The following is a 17,822-nucleotide window of genomic DNA, read 5'->3' on the forward strand; positions in this document are numbered from 1 at the left end:
TGAGATTTAATTTTCATTAACGTCAAAATAACACCACCAGCGCGCTAAAACTAGTGAATAAAGTAGAACTTAAATATTTTTCATAGTCATAAAAAAGCCCTGTATTAAATACAGGGCTAATAGGTAATTAGGTTTTATTATATCCCCCTTCCTTGGGTAGAAAATTAAAACTCGTAGCTAAAGCTTAAACTAAACTCAGTGCCTTCTTCTTGACGCCAAAGTGTTAAGTTTTCTTGTTCAATTTCTTTTTCTTGGCCAAGTATATTTTTAACTTTAAAATTAACTTTAGTATTAAAGTTAGGGAAGTAAGAATAAACTAAATCAAGAGAATGAAATGACTTTTCTTCTGCGTCTTCGTTACCACGCGTACCTGGTACGATTATGCGCGGCCCAAACACGTTATAAACAACTGAGGTAGAATGAAAACCATCAGCAGAGTCATAACCCATTTGTAAGTTTGCTACCCATTCAGAATGACCAACTAAACGACGTTTATTATTAGTAACAATGTTAGAAACAGAGTCTGCTTCCAGCGCCTCTTTTAGTTGTTGTTCAAATAATGAATCAACCCCATCCGCATCGTTTATGCCAAGCTCAACACTTGAATCCGATAGAGTAACGTTACCTGATAAAAATATGGCAGATAAATCATTATGAATAAAACTAAAGTCAGTTAAAAAGTCTACCTCAATACCTGTTAGTTCACCCGACTGCGCATTTGCTGTTAGTAATTGCGGAGCGGCTCCACCAACACCCGCTAACTCAACCATTTCAATTGGGTTTTCAATATCTTTATAAAACAAAGCAACTGATAGATTATTTCCTGAAGGCATGTACCACTCAAACCTAAAGTCAGCATTTTTTAGCTTAGAGCTTTGAAGTGTAGGCGAGCCTCGCACTAAAAACTCTGTTAGTGGGTCAACATAATAAGTTGAGCTTACATCACGCATATCTGGGCGAATCGTCGTTTCACTTAGGTTTAAGCGAAACTGCATTTCTTCATCCATAATATAAGTAATTGCTAAAGAAGGAAAAAAGTTATCTTCTTTTATTGCAACTTCGCTCACTTCTTCAATTGTTCCATCAAAGAAATTAGTATGAGCCTGAAAAGGCACTGATATTTGAGAAAAGTCTTCCCAACGAATACCACCGGTTATACGCCATGTGTTTTCGTAGAAAAAGTCGGCCATAAAATAATAAGCGTCTAACTTATGTGCAGCGCTGTACTTATCACCATCTGCGGTACCATCATCAAAAATACCAGAGCCTGTAATACTTGTATAAAACTCACTATTAGCTAAATTTTCGTCAGAAAAAATTTGGTCTATGTTTGAGCCAAATGTATATTCATCTGTTATACCACGGTGCGTAATACCAAATTGAATATTACTTGCATCACGTTTTTTTTCAGAAAAATCGCCACCCACCTTAAGTTCTAACTCATAGCCATCACCATAAAACGGGATGCCCATATTCCAACCATATGTATCTACGTCATCATGCAAAGTTTGATAATCACGTGTTACGTTAGTAGCAGCAACATCTTGTAACTGCTCTGATTCAAACACACCATCATTTAAGTTAGTTTGAAAAACAACATCTAATGCACCTGGAGCATCTCTGTTGGCACGGCTTGTACCTGCATACCAATCAAAAAATAAATTTTCTAATTCAGGAAAATTATGCGTCCCTTTGAGCTGCGTAGAGAACATTTCACGCTCTTCATACATAACGTCAACACGGCGTAACTCAGTAACACCTTCTTCTGACTCGTTAGCATCGAAAAAGTCACGATTACGCACTCTGTCACTCATATCATGAAGAGCTATATTCGTTAGTTCAAATTTATGGTTATTATTAAATTCATAACCTAAATTTAATGTGCCACTCCAACGAACGGTTTGTTCAGTAGATATGCCATCATAAGTTTGTGCAAAACATTTATCTTCGCAACCCAAACTACCTAAATTTGTACCGCTTTGTTCTTTAACTACTTCCCATTCATTGTCATAGGAAACAGCTGCAAGAACGCCAAAAGTACCTACTTCAGACTCAAACCTATCACCTAGTGCTACTGAAAAGTTCATGCCTGGATCAACGTCTTTCTCAGTAGGCCCAACTTGCCAATCTAGAGATTGTAGGAGCGCTTGACGCTGCTCAAGCGTAGTACTGCTGTCACCTTCAAGTCCTGCATCACTTTTGAGCGCTGTAGAAATTAATGAAGGTAAAGCACGTGTACCGTCATCGCGCCCCATCCAATCATCATCACCACCACTGTAAAAATAACCGGTGTCACTGTTAGAGGTGTTATATGAAGTACCTAACTGTATTTTAAACAAAAAATCAGAAGGAATAGATTTGGTGCGTATATTTACATTACCACCACCAAAGTGCGCTGGCATATCAGGAGAAAACGATTTCTGCACACTTAAGCTTTCAATAATATCCGATGGAAATAAATCCAGTGGAACAACTGATCGAGTGGGATCTGGGCTTGGAACATACATGCTATTAAGTTGGGTACTTGAATAACGCTCGCCCAAACCACGAACATAAATATATTTACCATCGACTAAGGTTAAACCAGTCACACGACGAAGCGCTGAAGCTGCATCGCCATCACCTGTGCGTGATATTTGATCAGCACCCATAATATCAGCAACAAATGCCTGATTTTGACGCTCTTGTAGTACTGCGCCTGCACTGCCTTTTAGTCGCTGGCCAACAGCAACTACTTCTTCTATTTCTTGCTCTTCGGCTTCGGCTGCTATAGCTGTGTTTACTGATAGCCCCATAATTGCAGCCATAACTGCGCAATTTAGTTTACATAGAACAAGAGAAGAGGGTTTAAAAGATTTCATTTTTATACTCCGAAACAAAACAAGACATTAGCCGAGCTTTCGCTCGGCTATAATGTGGTTTGGATTAAAGACCTACCTTAACCCAACCTGCTGTCCAGTCTGTTTGTGCATCCATTGCACCAATGTAATCTACTGAATCAAAGTAACTATCTAGGCTTGAAGAATCAAAACCATTACCTAACAGTAATGACTCAGCCGAAGGCATATATCCATTATCTGCTAAACCAAGGTCTGTGGCTGCTTGCACAGAGTTACCTGTTTGACCTAAGAACCAAGACTCAACATTACCAGTACCAATTGCTTGCGTACCAAAGTTATTTGCCGTTTCACATGCAACAACTGAGTGAGTAACAGTTAATGTACCATCCTCTGCGCGAGGAGCTGAATCTGAACCCACACGTAAACAATTTGAATAATCTGCCCCGCCTGTCACAACCACGTTCTTAAGCATACCCGCAGTGCCTGCACGTAGACGTATACCGTTAACCCCAACATTACCAATAATAGTAACATTAGAAATTGTAGGCATTGTGAGTGGAGTTGCACTTGAATCAAACTCAGAGTTATCCGCCTCAATTGCATTATCACCTGTTGAGTCAGCTTGCTTGATAAGTACGTATTGCGCTTTACCCGTCCAACCAAATGACCAATCTAGTGAGTCATCACCAATATTAGTTAAAACCAGGTGACTGATGTTTGCAGTACCACCGAAAAATTCTACACCATCGTCCAGATTTTCATGAACGTGAATGTAATCAAGCTCTGTTTGACTACCAACACCAGCAAGCGTAATGCCGTTTAACTCATCTCCGTTACCAAGCGTTTTACCTGCTTGTTTAACTGCCACGTATTTTAAAGTACCTGAGTTATCTTCTGGGTCATTACCACCAAATTGGCCAGCGTCACCTTCAGCAGACACACCACAGTTTGCAAGTTCATCAGCGGTAGCTTCGCCTTCTTGATCGCCACACGAGTTAGCCGGTGCATTACCTAAAAGCACTAAACCGCCCCATTGACCAATAGTCGTTTCGCCACCAGTAACATCTTCAATAGACGTCATAGTAATTGGCTGAGTTGCACTGCCCACAGCCTCTATTTTAGAACCACGGCGAACAACTAAAAAGTCATCACCCGACTCGCCAATAAGCGTAGTACCAAATTGAACATATAAAGTCGTTTCATCAGCGCGGTCATTACCTACGGCTGTACGGCCTTTTAGAATCCAATGGGCATCGTTAGTTAATGTTACGTCTGAAGTGAATACAACATCAGAAGTTAACTGATAAACTGGCTTGTCTGTTATTTCAGGAAAGCTTGCTGATACATCAGTAGCAAAACCCTGCTCTAAGGCATTTTGAATATCATCAGGAAAACTTGGTGTTATAGCGACTGTCCAACCATCCATCCAGTTATTATCGCCATCAAACGCACCAATATAATCTGTTTTAGTAAAGAACGAATCAAGGTCTGACGAATCAACACCCGAACCTAATAATGGTGAGCTAGATTTAGGTGTAAAGCCATCGGTTGCTAAACTAAGGCCAGCAGCTGTCAGCGTTTGGTTACCTGTTTGGCCTTCAAACCAAGATTGAACGTTACCACCACCAATTGCTTCACTACCAAAGTTATTATCTTCACTACATGCCACTACTGAGTTTTCAATAGAAAGCTCTCCAGATTCTGCATTTGCTACAGAGTCAGAACCCACACGTAAACAGTTTGAGTAACCTTCAGGTCCTGTAATTACTACATTACGTAGAACGCCCGCTGTACCTGCACGTAAACGAACACCGTTAGTGCCATCAGCACCCACAATTGTTACGTTAGAAATTAGTGGCTTTGTTAAAGGTGTAGCATTTGAATCAAATTCTGAGTTGTCCGCTTCAATAGCGTTATCACCACCAACAGCACTTTGTTGAATATAAATATTTTGCGCACGACCAGTCCAACCAAACGACCAATCAAATGCATCATCACCAATGTCAGTAAGTACTATGTTACGAACATTTACAGTACCACCAAAAAACTCAACGCCATCATCAAGGTTTTGATGAACTTGGATATATTCTACTTTTGTTGCAGAGCCTACACCCGCAAACGAAATACCATTAAGCTCATCGCCGTTACCAAGAGTTTTACCTGCGTGCTTAACAACAATATAACGAAGAACACCTGAGTTATCATCGCTAATATCGCCACCAAACTGACCAGCGTCACCTTCAGCTGATACACCACAGTTAGCAAGTTCTTCAGCAGTCGTTTCGCCATTTTGATCGCCACACGAGTTAGCAGGAGCATTACCTAAAAGTACTAAACCGCCCCATTGACCAATTGTTGTTTCAGCGCCTGTTACATCTTCAATAGATGTCATTGTAATAGGTGCAGTTGCATTACCATTTGCGTTAATTTGCGAACCACGACGAACAACTAAAAAGTCATCACCTGATTCACCAATTAATGTCGTGCCGGCTTGAACATAAAGTGTTGTAGCGTCTGCACGGTCATTACCTACTGCAGTACGGCCATTTAAAATCCAATGTGCGTCATTTGTAAGTGTTACATCCGCTGTAAACGTTGTATCTTCAGCTAAGCGATATACTGGCTTATCTGTAATTTCTGGAAATTCGCTAGATACGTCTGAGGCTAAACCTTGTGATAGCGCATTATCAATATCAGTAGGGAAGCCACCATTGATACCAACAGTCCAACCTTCCATCCAATTAGTTGAGCCATCAAAAGCACCAATTTGCGTATTTGCAATAAGTGGCGAGCCAGCAAGAGGTGTATAACCGTTGTCATCTAGCATTAAATCAGCTGGGGTAAGTGTTTGGTTAGCGTCTTGGCCTTCAAACCAAGATTGTACATCGCCACCGTTAATAACTTCGCTGCCAAAGTTATTCGCTGCAGTTTGACAAGCAACTATAGAGTTTGTAATCGTAAGTGTGCCATCCTCTGCACGAGGTACTGAATCAGAGCCTACACGTAAGCAGTTTTCATAAGTAGCTGGGCCCGTTACAAATACATTTTTAAGAACCCCAGCAGTACCCGCACGTAAACGAATGCCGTTATTGCCCTCAGCACCCACAATTGTAACGTTTGAAATAGTAGGTAAAGTTAGTGGTGTTGCACTTGAATCAAATTCAGAGTTATCAGCTTCGATAGCGTTATCGCCTACGTTAGCCGCTTGCTGAATATAAACGTTTGTAGCTGAGCCCGTCCAACCAAAAGACCAATCTAGCGAATCGTCGCCAATATTTGTAAGTACAACATTGCTTACATTAACTGTGCCACCAAAGAACTCGATACCATCATCAAGATTTTCATGTACTTGAATATAATCAACCGTAGTTGCAGAGCCAACACCGGCAAACGTAATACCATTTAACTCATCACCATTACCTAACGTTTTACCGGCTTGCTTTACAAGTACATACTTTAAAGTACCTGAATTATCATCACTGATATCGCCACCAAACTGACCTGCATCACCTTCAGCCGACACACCACAATTAGCAAGTTCATCAGCTGTTGCTTCACCTTCTTGGTCGCCGCAAGAATTTGCTGGCGCGTTACCTAATAATACTAAACCGCCCCACTGACCAATCGTTGTTTCTTGAGCTGTAACATCTTGAATTGAGGTCATTGTAATGGGCTGACTTACAGTCCCTACCGATTCAATTTGTGAACCGCGACGAACAACTAGGAAGTCATCTCCTGTTTCGCCAATAATCGTTGTACCTTGCTGAATATAAAGCTTGGCATTATCTGCGCGATCATTACCAACCGCAGTACGGCCATTTAAGATCCAGTGTGCGTCGTTTGTTAACGATACATCAGTAGTGAACACAGTATCTGCAGCTAAGCGATAAACGGGCTTATCTGTAATAGATGTAAACTCACTAGAAACATCAGTCGCTAAACCTTGAGTTAGTGCATTATCAATATCAGTAGGAAAGCCAGTGGTAGCATTTTGTGAATCATCACGTGATGACGTTTCACCACTTGTATCGTCACCGCCTTCAATAACGTTAGTTACTGTATCACCTTCATTAATAGTTGTGTCGCCTTCAGATACTACTAAGTCTCCACCACAACCAGCTAAAGATACTGCAGTTGCAATCAAACTTACTTTGAATAAGTCAGATAATTTCATTGTTCACTCCGTTAAAGTATTTAATTATTTTTTAGGTGCTCAAATAAACTCAAGTCACCATAAAACACTTAAATAATGCTTTAAGGTCACTTGAGTTTAGCTGCGGTTACAATACGGGAGACTTATGACAAAGTAGTTACAGTTTAATAACCATAAGATGACAAAAGTAACTTATTTAAAATCAAACAATTGGATGCTTTTAGAGACGATAAAAACCGCCCTGAGGCGGTTTTAGTATTGCGATTATGAACTGGTTTTACACGCGTTACTTGTTAATTAGTAAAGCGCTATAAAATTTACAGTAAAGCTGTTCTAAGTGTTTCTGCATGCACTTTTTCGCGCTTTACATATTTGATCCACTGTTGTGCTAAACGCTGAGATTTTTTATGTTTTTCTGCCTGCTCAAACGCTAAAATTGATGCATCAAAATTTTGCATGTTGTACTGCGCCATACCCAGTGCAACAAATGCATTTGATTCAAAATCAAGGCCACCTTTATCAAGTGCCTTACGCGCTGCATCGGCGGCTTCTTCGTATTGCTCTGTATTAACAAATACTTCGGCTAAACGTTGATCGTATTTACCGTGCTCAGATAAATCAGCAGCTTTTGCAAAGTAGGTAATAGATTTTTCATCTTCTTTAGCTTGGATCATCGCCTCGGCAACAAAAGCGTAGTTTTTTGCTGTTTTTTCAGCAATATCTTTATCAATGGCATCGCTCATCACTTTTGCAGCTTTAAACGCTAAACCATTGTATAAATACACTTGCGCTAATTGGCGTAAATCAGATTTAGAGGTTAAAAATCCTTGCTGGTAAGCGGCTTCAATTACCGCCAACTGTTGTTTTTCCCTACCTGTTTCACCATACATACCCGATAACTGCACCCAATACTCAGGCTTATTATAAAGCTTTACCATGCGCTCAAGCACTTCAACAACTTTGTCAGTTTGATTAAGCGAGTAATACATTGCACGCTGTAGTACTAACCAGTTTTCTTTAGGTGTTTTGCCTTCGCTGTCGCTTAAAGCAATCACTTGAGATATGTACTCAAGCCCTTTTTTATAATCTTTTAACTGATAGTATGTTTGGGCTCTTAACAAGTAATAGCCTTCTGTTTTAGGCTGAGTGTTAATACTGTCCCAATCATCTAAAAAAGAGATAACTTTAGTGTAATCACTATTAGCCATAGCCAGTTGAGCCAAGCTAAATGTAGTGCTTAAACGAAGTGACTCTGGAATTGCTTCCTCTGCTACCACTTTTTCAAACGAGGCAATCGCTTTTGGTAAGTCGTTTTCGTTGTAATAAATAAACCCGTAAAAGTTATGCATCATTGCCACTTCGTACGAGTTCATGCTTGCAGCTCGCTCTTGAATGCTATCAAGCGCTTCAAGTCCACCTTTAACATCACCATCGTCTGCAAGCTTTTGGGCACGAGCAAGCTGGCTATAAACCTTTTCACGCAGTGCTGGTACACGTTTCGTTTTTTGTTCTTGCTCTGCATGTGCCGTAGCTACATTTAGCCCTGGAACTAGGCTTAGAGCACTTGGTGCAACAATACTTGTACTGATCGCAGCGGTACAAAATAGTGTTAACTTTAAAAGTTTAGCTGTAGGTAGTAATTTCATAATCGCCTCGCATTTCTGTCCGTTTACTCGTGGTTAATTACTAAATTAACCGCTAATTTGGAAAGATATTTTGTTCTGAACACCCGCAACTTCAACGGCTTCACCGTTTACTACGCGCGGTTTATATTTAAATTTAAGGGCTGCATCCATCGCGGCTCTATCAAAAAGTGACTCAGGCTCTGCTTTTACTACTTGTGGGTCGCGTACAGTGCCTTGTTTAGTTACTGTAAATTCAACAATAACGTAGCCTTCTATGCCACGTGATAACGCACGGCGCGGATAAACAGGGGCCACCTTAACAATCGGTAAGTATTCACCATCGCTTGTTTCAAGTGCTAACCCGCCGGCTAAATTTACATCCGCATCTACATTGGCACCAAAGTCAAAGTTGTTAGCATTTGCTGTAGCATCACTATTTTGCATTTGCGGTGATTCCATTGGTGGTGGCGGCTCTTTTGGTGTTGGTGGCTTTTGTGGCTTACGCTCTTTTTTTTGTACGGTTTCTTCTTTTTTCAAGCGAACAAAATCAAGTACGTTACCCTTTACCGGATCCGTCACAGCGCCTTCACCGCCAGTGATCAGTGCCTGCATGCCTAAAAACAACATAAAGGTCACTACACCGGCTATCACTAATGCAACTAAATATCGCAACATAACTAGCCCTTAAGACGCATCTTGTGCGGCAATTGATACATCAAATGCGCCCGCCGCGCGCGAGGCATCCATCACCTTAATTAACATTTCGGTAGTGGCTTTTTTATCCGCTTGAATCACAACGCTACCTTGTGGATTTTCTGCTTTTAAACGCTCGATATTGGCTTGTACTGCGCGTACATCAATTTGACGTTTATTAATCCATATCTCGCCTGTATCAGAAATAGCCACTAAAATATTAGCACGCTCTTTTTTAACCGCTGTTGCGGCTTCTGGGCGGTTTACATCAATACCGGCTTCTTTAACAAAAGAGGCAGTTACAATAAAGAAAATAAGCATGATAAATACAACGTCTAGCATTGGGGTCATGTTTATTTCTTCAGCTTCGTCTTCTTGAAATAGGTTTCCTAACGGGGCTCTCATTTTTATTCTCCTAGGATGAGCGGCTTGATATAAGCCGCTCATCAAAATTTTGCTTAATGGTCTAAAACCATGCTGTCTTGTAGTAGTTCTACTTCGCGCTTAGCTTTTCGTTGTAAGTACGTTGAGGCAAATACCCCAGATAACGCACCTACCATGCCTGCCATTGTCGGGATAGTTGCTTTAGATACCCCCGATGCCATTGAACGCGCACTCCCTGTGCCGGTAATTGCCATTACATCAAACACTTCTATCATACCCGTCACCGTGCCTAACAAACCAAGTAGCGGGCACAAAGCAACCATCACGTTAATTAAAGAAAGATTGGTGTTTAAGCGCATACCAGCTCGCGATATCATCGCTTCGCGTATTTGCTCTGCATTCCAGCTATCTCGTTCTGCACGGTTAATCCAATTGGCTTTAAGAGCGTGTTTATAGATTCTAAAACCATTAAAAAAGTAAATAAATCGCTCGAGTATCAATAACCACATCGCGAAGATTAACACCCCGATGACCAAGAGAACTTGGCCACCAGTGTCGAGAAAATCACGGATAGCATTGATTGAGTCAATCAATAGCACCATGGTTTATGCTCCCTTCTCGCTTCGCTCTGCAATAATACCGGCGCTCTGCTCTTGAATAGTTAACAAGATATTTTTAGCGCGCGTATTAAGTAAGGTGTATAAAAATACCGTTGGTATGGCGACCACTAAGCCCAATACCGTTGTTACTAGCGCTTGAGAAATACCACCCGCCATAAGCTTAGGATCCCCAGTACCAAATAAGGTGATTGCTTGGAATGTGTTGATCATGCCGGTTACCGTACCTAGTAAACCTAACAGCGGCGCAACAACAGAGATGATTTTGATAAGTGTTAAATTACGCGTCACTTTTGGCATTTCACGTAAAATAGCTTCACTTAATTTAAGCTCCAGTGTGTCGTGTGAAACACTTGGAAATTGATCTTTTACTTTCATTACGCGTCCAAGCGGATTGTCATCACGTGCAACTGTATCTTTAAGCTGGCGACGAATTTTACCGCCCATAATCAATAATGAGAAAAAACGCTCAAGTGATATAAGAAGTGCAATAACACCTACGCCTAAAATCACATAACCCACTGTGCCACCTTGGTGAACACGCTCTTGGGTATCCGGTGCTTGTACTAACAAACCAAGTATAGAGCCACCTGTTGGGTCAAGTGCAAATTGCACCACGCCACTTTTAGTGCTTTGTAGCTCTTCTGCTGTTGCAGTAAAGCGCGATACAGGTTGGCGTGTTAATTCACTCAAAGAATTAGTCGAGGAGTTAAACTCTAAATACTTACCGTTTGATATAAGGTTAAATGCGCCGACTCGCACAACTTCTTGCTGTGCTTTAGTACCGCCTTCAACAATAACACTTGCGTTAAAACGACTTACTTTACCTTGCTCGGTCATTTCGCGTTGTAATTCAAACCATACTTTTTCAATATCTTCTATTGAAGCAAGTTTTGAAGTTGAGCCCATCTTTTGAGCAAGGTCATCCATAAACGTACTGCGCCCAGCAATCTGAGCAGATACTATTGATGTCGCAAATTTATTACTAGAATCCCCTGCAACTTGCTGAAGAACGCCAAACAACTCTTTAAGCGAACCCATGCGTTTAGAAAGCGTGTCTGTTAAGTTAGCAAGTTTTACTTCGTTTTCTTCAAATTGCGTTTCTAGACGCTCAGATTCCACCAGCATTTGATTGCGCTTTGCTTGGGTATTTTTAAGTGTTTGTACTTGCTCGTTTTGGCGAGCAGCAAACTCTTGTTCACGTTGTTTATTTTGCTTGCTTTGAGCTGATTTACCATTTTCGAGCGTTTTAAGTAATGAATCTAAGTTCATTGGCTCTGCCGCTATACTTGCACCAGTAATGCTTAGGCTTGCAGCAAAAAGAGCTATTTTTGTCATTTGAGTAAACAATTTCATTTTCAACCTCTTATTCTGCTGCATGTACTGGCAGAGTTAACATATCTGGGGCAAGTTGTTTACGCGCAATGCGTAAACCTTTATTAATTTGGCTTATTGTAGAGTCTGGTAATGCTTCAAATGACTTTGTATCTGCATTCCAACTACCTGCTTTTTTGCCATCGCGTGTTAAGTAAATAAGCTCTAAACGGCCAATGCGTAAAAAATCAACTTCACGCTCTTTGTCATCCACATTTAAAAGTGCGGTATAAGCTTCAATAGTGCGCCCGTAGTCTACTTCTACTTGATACGCTTCAAGTACACGACGAAATTTTTCACTTGAGTTAATATCAGCACGATTCATCATTTCTTTTAAAGACGTAACGCGCTTAGTGCGCTCATCAGCTAAAAATGGAATATCTAAAGATACAAACTGCTCAAGACCTTCAATCATTCTAAGCATTAGCGGCGTAATTTGACGTTCAATAATAGAAACCTGATCCATTGACAGGTTTAAAGATTCCATCTCTTCTATTTGATTATTTAATTGTTTAGTTAGCTGGGCGTTGTATACAGCTAAACCATCAATCTCTTTATTGAGGGTTTTAAATTGCTGTAAACGTCCTTGCATTGAATCTGCAATCTTGTCTATTTTTGTTTGTGATTGCGCAGCTGATTTATTAATTTCACTGCTTTTATCAATAACCTTATCTAAATCGTTTGCGTGTACTGCTGCACTTGCGGCCACAATACCAGCTAAGATTAATGGTTTAACGCCTTTCATCGCATACACCTTTACTCGTTAGTTAGCGGATTTGCTAGTTTGTTTTTTTAGGTCATAAACTTTGTTATATAAATAATTTATGACTTAATAATTCAATGAGCAGGAGTTTATAGATGAAACATGACAAGGATGTTGCGCAAAAAAGTCGCTTTTATGACAATGGTAACAATTAAGACTTACGAGGAGGTTTTAACGCGAATAAGGGTACTTGCTGGCCAAATACCCCTATTAAGAAGATGCAAGAAGGTGGTTAATCCAAAATTGAATTAATTTGATTAAGGGAATAGTGCCAATCGGTATAATTTATTTCGATAGGGTAAGCTTTATTATCTTTAATAAGCACTAGTGAGGGAAAACCTTGAATTGGTAAAGTGCGAACAAAGGATAACTCCGCTTTGAGCTCCTCATTAAGCTCGCTTGATGTTAGCTGCTCCGAAAACTCATCTTTATTTAAGCCAATTTTTTCAGCCAAACTAATTAATGTACTTTCATCAGACGGGTTTTGTGCGTTTAGGTAATAAGCGTGTTGAATAGCAGCCACCATTGGAGCTTCTTTACCCGCTTTACGCGCTATAAGAGCGGCTCTGCATGCGGGATACGTTGAACGCCTTGGCTGGCAGTTGCGCCAAAAGTTATAATTAAACTGCGTACCTAGCTGCGCTGAAATTTTATGCCAAGTCCCCTCAAGCATCTCTTTCATATTTTGTGGCATTGGCTCTTGGCTATCGGGTGCTAGGCCACCTACCTTATATTCAATTGCCACTTTACCAGCAAGCTCTAATTTTAGTTTAAGCCAGGTTGGTGAGTAACCCCAACACCAACTACACATTGGGTCATGAACATATATTAACTTACTTTGAGACATATTAATCCTTCAACTAGTTTGAGACGACACTATTACGACCTGAAGCCTTTGCACTATAAAGAGCTTCATCAGCTTGCTTTAATGAATAATCATAATCAGTTACTTTATTTACTTGGGAAATACCAATGCTACAGGTGATTGAAATACGCTGCTTGTCATCAGTAAATATAACATGCCCTGCCACGGCTTCTCGAAATTTGTTCGCAATTACAGTGGCTGCAGAGGCAGTGAGCTGCGGTAAAATAACAACAAATTCCTCACCGCCATAACGGGCCTTTAACGCAGTTGCCAAAAATTGAGACTCAAGAAGTTTGGTAAATTCTATCAATACCGTATCACCAAAATCGTGGCCATGCGTATCGTTTAAAGATTTAAAATTATCTAAATCAATTAACAAAATTGAAAAAGGTAAGTACTGCTCTGGGCGTGTTTGAGCAAGCTTTAAAAAATGAGAGGTAATAAAACGCCTATTTGCTATACCAGTAAGGGGGTCGGTATAAGCATCTTGTTTTTGCTCTAGCGTAATATCGGCAATAGCCATGTGGCTTTTATGCCAAAATACTCACCAATAAATGAGAATAAAAACACCATAGAAAAGGACGCTATAAAACGTGTTTTTTCTACGTTGCCATAGCTAACTTGACCAAAGTCAGGGCCGTATAAAATAACAATACAAGAAAACAGTAAGGTACAGCCTAACCAAGCACCTAATCTAACCCCTAAAGATGCAAACGTTACGACAGGATAAAACATTAGCCAATATAGCGCGGTATTATCTTTACCGCCGGTATAAACAAGTGCAACAAACATCATGCACACAATGCTCATACTTATTAATGCCACAACTTGCAGATTACCCGTTTTTATAAAATAGATAGAACAGCTTATATTTGTAATGTTAACGATAATTAATGAAGCGGTCAGTAGTGGCGAATAAAGCTTATAATTAAAAAACACTAATACTGCGATCACCACAATTGAAATCCCAATCATGGTAAATAAAGAAAACGCTTTGCGTTGCATGTCTGAGCTATAAACACTGTCGATATTTATTAGACTGAGCCAATTTGGTTTATTCACATTTTTTTTAGTCATTAATTTTATACTTTAAACTTTTGAACCATATTTTCTAAAGCACTAAACTGTTGTTTTAGTTTGGTACATTCGTCAAGCGTGTCATTTAAGTTAGCCCTGCCTTGTATACAAAGCGAATTAATTGTTTGAATATCTGTATCTAATAACTTAACAACTTGGTTTTGCTCATCTGTTGCAGTGGCCACAGAGTGATTTGCATCGTTAATTTGTTGAATCGCTTGTATAACATGGCTCATTAAATTGCCAACAGCATCGGCTTGTTGCACGCTTTTTTCACTGCCTTCAAGGCTTGTTTTCATAAGCTCTACCGCAAGGTTTGAGCCTTTTTGCAACTGACTAACCGTGTCTTCAATCTCTTGCGTTGACTGTTGAGTGCGGTGCGCTAATTGGCGAACTTCATCTGCTACAACGGCAAAACCGCGTCCCGCCTCTCCTGCTCTAGCGGCCTCAATTGCGGCATTAAGTGCCAATAAATTAGTCTGCTCGCTTACACCTTTAATAACTTCAAGCACTTGGCCAATACTGGCTGTATGCGAATTTAAACTGTTTATAGTTTGCTGAGCTTTTTCCATATTACCCGAGAGCTGGTGGATAGTTGCAACACTGTGGCTTAATGCTTCTTGGTTTTGTGTTGAATGTTCATCTGCATTTTTAGCAAGCTGCGATGCACTCTCTGCATTACTTGAAATATCCATTGATGTGGCAGAAAACTGGTTGATAGCTGCTGCAACGCTATCGGTTCGTTTACTTTGATCATCATACATAGACAGCGAAGAATGTGTTTGTGATACCAAGCTCTCAATAGCTGTATCTAATTGCTTTGTAGACTCTTTTACTTGTTCTATTGAATGCTGAATTTTTTCGATGAAAATATTAAATGAATAGCTTAAATCGCCAAATTCATCGTCGTTTTCAACGGTTAAACGCCTTGTTAAATCGCCCTCACCTTGTGCTATATCTTTAATAGCATCGTTTAAACGATTCATTGGCTGCATTAAATAGCGTAATAAAAGCTGCATCATAATTATAATAGTGATAATTCCTATCACCATAAAAACAGCTGCGGTTTGGCCAAAATTAGAGACACTGGCATACGCTTTATCTTTGTTTATAACAACACCTAGGTACCAATCTACGTTTTCAATACCACTAATTTTTGTAAACGAAATAAGCTTAGACTCTCCGTTTATCTCGTACTGGGTAAACTCACTTTGTAAAGGCGTATTCGTGCCAAATATGTCTGATGTATTTTTTAAGTTTAACTGAGCATTTGGATGGCTTAACACTTGGCCTTTATTATCGAGTAAAAAACCATAACCGAGTCCTAAAAAGTCAATATCGTTGATAATTTTTGTCACAGTCTGCATATCAATATCGGCACCTGCAACGCCGCTAAACTGACCATTTTGGAGTATGGGTACTACCGCTGAAATTGTAAGCTCGTTAGTGGTTACATCAATATAAGGAGTTGTAAAAGCGGTATTTGATTTGTTTTCGACTAATTTATACCAAGGGCGAGAAGTCGCATCAAAATCTGGAGGTAAAACGACTGATTGATCGTTTAATATAAACGTGCCGCTGGATTTACCTATATACGTATTTTTAAAGCTTCCAGCAAGCTCTGCTGTATTTAATTGTGAAAGGGTGAGTGCTTTAGAATCATTAGCTTTATGGGTTTTAGCAATTGATATAACAATCGCCAACTTTGCATTTAACCAACTCGCTATATTTTGTGAAACAGATTCGGAATTTTGTTGCAATACCAGGCTTAACTGCTGCTCGGTTTGCTTGCGCATCGCAATGTAGTTATTAAAAGTAAATAACCCTAGCACCAAAACCAAAATTAAGGAGGCTGCAATAGTCACTTTGGAAGTAAATTTCAACGAGTTAAGCATATACATCCTTTTTATTATTTATCGTTATTAGCCTTACTGTTTTAGCAAAAATTTAGCTAAATGTCCTAGTAAAAGAGACTTACAGTTAGGTTATTGATGAAAAATAAGAATAAAGGATTGTAAAACAAGAGGCTTTGGTGGGTAACTGGCTAATATTAAAATAATTAATGACTAGATTTATTTTTTATGGAACGTTCCTATTAAATGTAGCTTTATAAGTGACTGAATACGTATTCAGTCACTCTTGTATAGTCTGTTATTTCCACTTATTTGCTAAGCGAACAACATTTAAACCATACCATGCAATAAATACATAACATAACATTGGAACAAAAAAGCTTTGCTGTATATTTACTGTATCAGCTATAAACCCTTGCAGTAATGGTACAAGTGCACCACCAACAATTGCTAAACATAACCAGCCAGAACCTTTGCTCGTCAATGATCCTAGTCGCTCGATTGCAACTGAAAATATAGTCGGGAACATAATTGAGTTAAATAAACCAATAGCCAATACTGAGTATAAAGCTACGTCACCTTGAGTAAAAATAGTGATCAATAATAGCGCAATAATACTAAATGCATTAAACGCTATAGCTTTAGAAGGTGCAATCTTTTGTAATAATACAGAGCCTATAAAACGCCCTACCATTGCCCCGCCCCAGTAATAACTAATAAGTGCGGCCGCAGTATGCTCTTCAAGCCCTGCTATGTGCGCCTCACCAAAGTAGTTAACTAAAAAGCTGCCAATGGCAACTTCCCCGCCTACGTAGCAAAATATAGCAAGTACACCCATAGTTAAGTGCGGTGCTTGCAATAACGAACGAGATTCAATTGCTGTATTATTTTCCTCTTTGTGGGCTTCAATTTCTGGAAGCTTTATAAAGGCAAATACAATAGCGATAAGTAATAAAGCGCCCGCAAGCATTAAATAAGGCACTTTTACAGATTCAGCAGTTGCTGCCGATGCGGCTAAACTACCTGCCGTACCGAAAAATAATAAACCACCAACATAAGGCCCAACGGTAGTACCAAGCGCATTAAGTGCTTGTGCTAAATTTAGACGAGAAGAAGCTGTTTTTTCGCTGCCAAGAGCAGCAACATAAGGATTGGCAGAAACCTGAAGTACTGTTACGCCTGCAGCAAGTACAAATAAAGCGCCTAAAAATAGCCAATATTCATGTACTACAACAGCAGGGTAAAACAACATACACCCCATTGAAGCCACAATTAAACCAGTTAAAATCCCTTTTTTGTAACCAAATTGCTTAACTAAAAGCCCCGCAGGAATAGAAACAATAAAGTAAGCCCCAAAAAAGCAAAACTGTACTAGCATCGCTTCAAAAAAGCTCAAATCAAATACGCCTTTTAAGCGTGGTATTAGTACATCGTTTAAAACAGTAATAAAACCCCATAAAAAAAATAGGGTCGTCATTGCAGTCAGTGGAAACAGATAATTTTTATTTGGCTGTTCGTTGACCGCGAATGATTGGTTTGTATTTATTTCACTCACGTCGTTTTCACTCCATTAACAAG

Annotated in this window: 11 protein-coding genes and 1 pseudogene; all 12 read right to left on the minus strand. The window is 39.7% G+C overall.

All coding sequences use genetic code 11. The features are described from left to right. Window positions 1-164 precede the first annotated feature (164 nt). Entirely contained in the window at window positions 165-2,861 is a 2,697-nt protein-coding gene (locus tag JG479_RS16920) for a TonB-dependent receptor domain-containing protein (protein WP_138490090.1), read from the minus strand. Between the two features lie 64 nt (window positions 2,862-2,925). Beyond that, on the minus strand, window positions 2,926-7,014 hold the full coding sequence (locus tag JG479_RS16925) for a hypothetical protein (RefSeq protein ID WP_200220552.1): 4,089 nt from the start codon (window positions 7,012-7,014) through the stop codon (window positions 2,926-2,928). A 296-nt stretch (window positions 7,015-7,310) separates the two neighbouring features. Continuing rightward, a complete protein-coding gene (locus tag JG479_RS16930) occupies window positions 7,311-8,639 on the minus strand; it encodes a tetratricopeptide repeat protein (RefSeq protein ID WP_200220553.1) in 1,329 nt (442 codons plus the stop codon). 45 nt (window positions 8,640-8,684) lie between these two features. Further along, the gene (locus JG479_RS16935) at window positions 8,685-9,290 is read right to left on the minus strand and encodes an energy transducer TonB (RefSeq protein ID WP_200220734.1); all 606 of its coding nucleotides are present in this window, start codon (window positions 9,288-9,290) and stop codon (window positions 8,685-8,687) included. A 12-nt stretch (window positions 9,291-9,302) separates the two neighbouring features. Continuing rightward, complete coding sequence (locus tag JG479_RS16940) at window positions 9,303-9,716, minus strand: ExbD/TolR family protein (protein ID WP_004334764.1); 414 nt, start codon at window positions 9,714-9,716, stop codon at window positions 9,303-9,305. 53 nt (window positions 9,717-9,769) lie between these two features. Further along, window positions 9,770-10,297, minus strand: a complete 528-nt coding sequence (locus JG479_RS16945; protein WP_200220554.1) for a MotA/TolQ/ExbB proton channel family protein — start codon at window positions 10,295-10,297, stop codon at window positions 9,770-9,772. 3 nt (window positions 10,298-10,300) lie between these two features. Next, the gene (locus tag JG479_RS16950; protein WP_200220555.1) at window positions 10,301-11,668 is read right to left on the minus strand and encodes a MotA/TolQ/ExbB proton channel family protein; all 1,368 of its coding nucleotides are present in this window, start codon (window positions 11,666-11,668) and stop codon (window positions 10,301-10,303) included. Between the two features lie 10 nt (window positions 11,669-11,678). Next, window positions 11,679-12,431, minus strand: coding sequence for a DUF3450 domain-containing protein (locus tag JG479_RS16955; protein ID WP_004334751.1), 753 nt, complete (start codon window positions 12,429-12,431; stop codon window positions 11,679-11,681). Window positions 12,432-12,681: 250 nt separating this feature from the next. Next, on the minus strand, window positions 12,682-13,296 hold the full coding sequence (locus JG479_RS16960) for a DsbA family protein (protein WP_200220556.1): 615 nt from the start codon (window positions 13,294-13,296) through the stop codon (window positions 12,682-12,684). Window positions 13,297-13,309: 13 nt separating this feature from the next. Beyond that, window positions 13,310-14,391: pseudogene (locus JG479_RS16965) on the minus strand (GGDEF domain-containing protein). 5 nt (window positions 14,392-14,396) lie between these two features. Further along, window positions 14,397-16,286 (minus strand): methyl-accepting chemotaxis protein, encoded by a 1,890-nt coding sequence (locus JG479_RS16970; protein ID WP_200220557.1) that lies wholly within the window; start codon window positions 16,284-16,286, stop codon window positions 14,397-14,399. 256 nt (window positions 16,287-16,542) lie between these two features. Continuing rightward, window positions 16,543-17,799 carry a sugar MFS transporter gene (locus JG479_RS16975; protein ID WP_138490084.1) on the minus strand — a complete coding sequence of 419 codons (1,257 nt, stop codon included), beginning with the start codon at window positions 17,797-17,799 and terminating at the stop codon, window positions 16,543-16,545. Window positions 17,800-17,822 lie beyond the last annotated feature (23 nt).

The organism is Pseudoalteromonas sp. LC2018020214 (assembly GCF_016598755.1).
GTDB lineage: Bacteria > Pseudomonadota > Gammaproteobacteria > Enterobacterales > Alteromonadaceae > Pseudoalteromonas > Pseudoalteromonas distincta.

What these genes read in the sequence shown, in the direction of transcription:
- JG479_RS16930 (WP_200220553.1), bottom strand. Translation starts at nt 8,639, where the DNA reads ATGAAATTACTACCTACAGCTAAACTTTTAAAGTTAACACTATTTTGT.
- JG479_RS16925 (WP_200220552.1), bottom strand. Translation starts at nt 7,014, where the DNA reads ATGAAATTATCTGACTTATTCAAAGTAAGTTTGATTGCAACTGCAGTA.
- JG479_RS16950 (WP_200220555.1), bottom strand. Translation starts at nt 11,668, where the DNA reads ATGAAATTGTTTACTCAAATGACAAAAATAGCTCTTTTTGCTGCAAGC.
- JG479_RS16970 (WP_200220557.1), bottom strand. Translation starts at nt 16,286, where the DNA reads ATGCTTAACTCGTTGAAATTTACTTCCAAAGTGACTATTGCAGCCTCC.
- JG479_RS16940 (WP_004334764.1), bottom strand. Translation starts at nt 9,716, where the DNA reads ATGAGAGCCCCGTTAGGAAACCTATTTCAAGAAGACGAAGCTGAAGAA.
- JG479_RS16945 (WP_200220554.1), bottom strand. Translation starts at nt 10,297, where the DNA reads ATGGTGCTATTGATTGACTCAATCAATGCTATCCGTGATTTTCTCGAC.
- JG479_RS16920 (WP_138490090.1), bottom strand. Translation starts at nt 2,861, where the DNA reads ATGAAATCTTTTAAACCCTCTTCTCTTGTTCTATGTAAACTAAATTGC.
- JG479_RS16955 (WP_004334751.1), bottom strand. Translation starts at nt 12,431, where the DNA reads ATGAAAGGCGTTAAACCATTAATCTTAGCTGGTATTGTGGCCGCAAGT.
- JG479_RS16960 (WP_200220556.1), bottom strand. Translation starts at nt 13,296, where the DNA reads ATGTCTCAAAGTAAGTTAATATATGTTCATGACCCAATGTGTAGTTGG.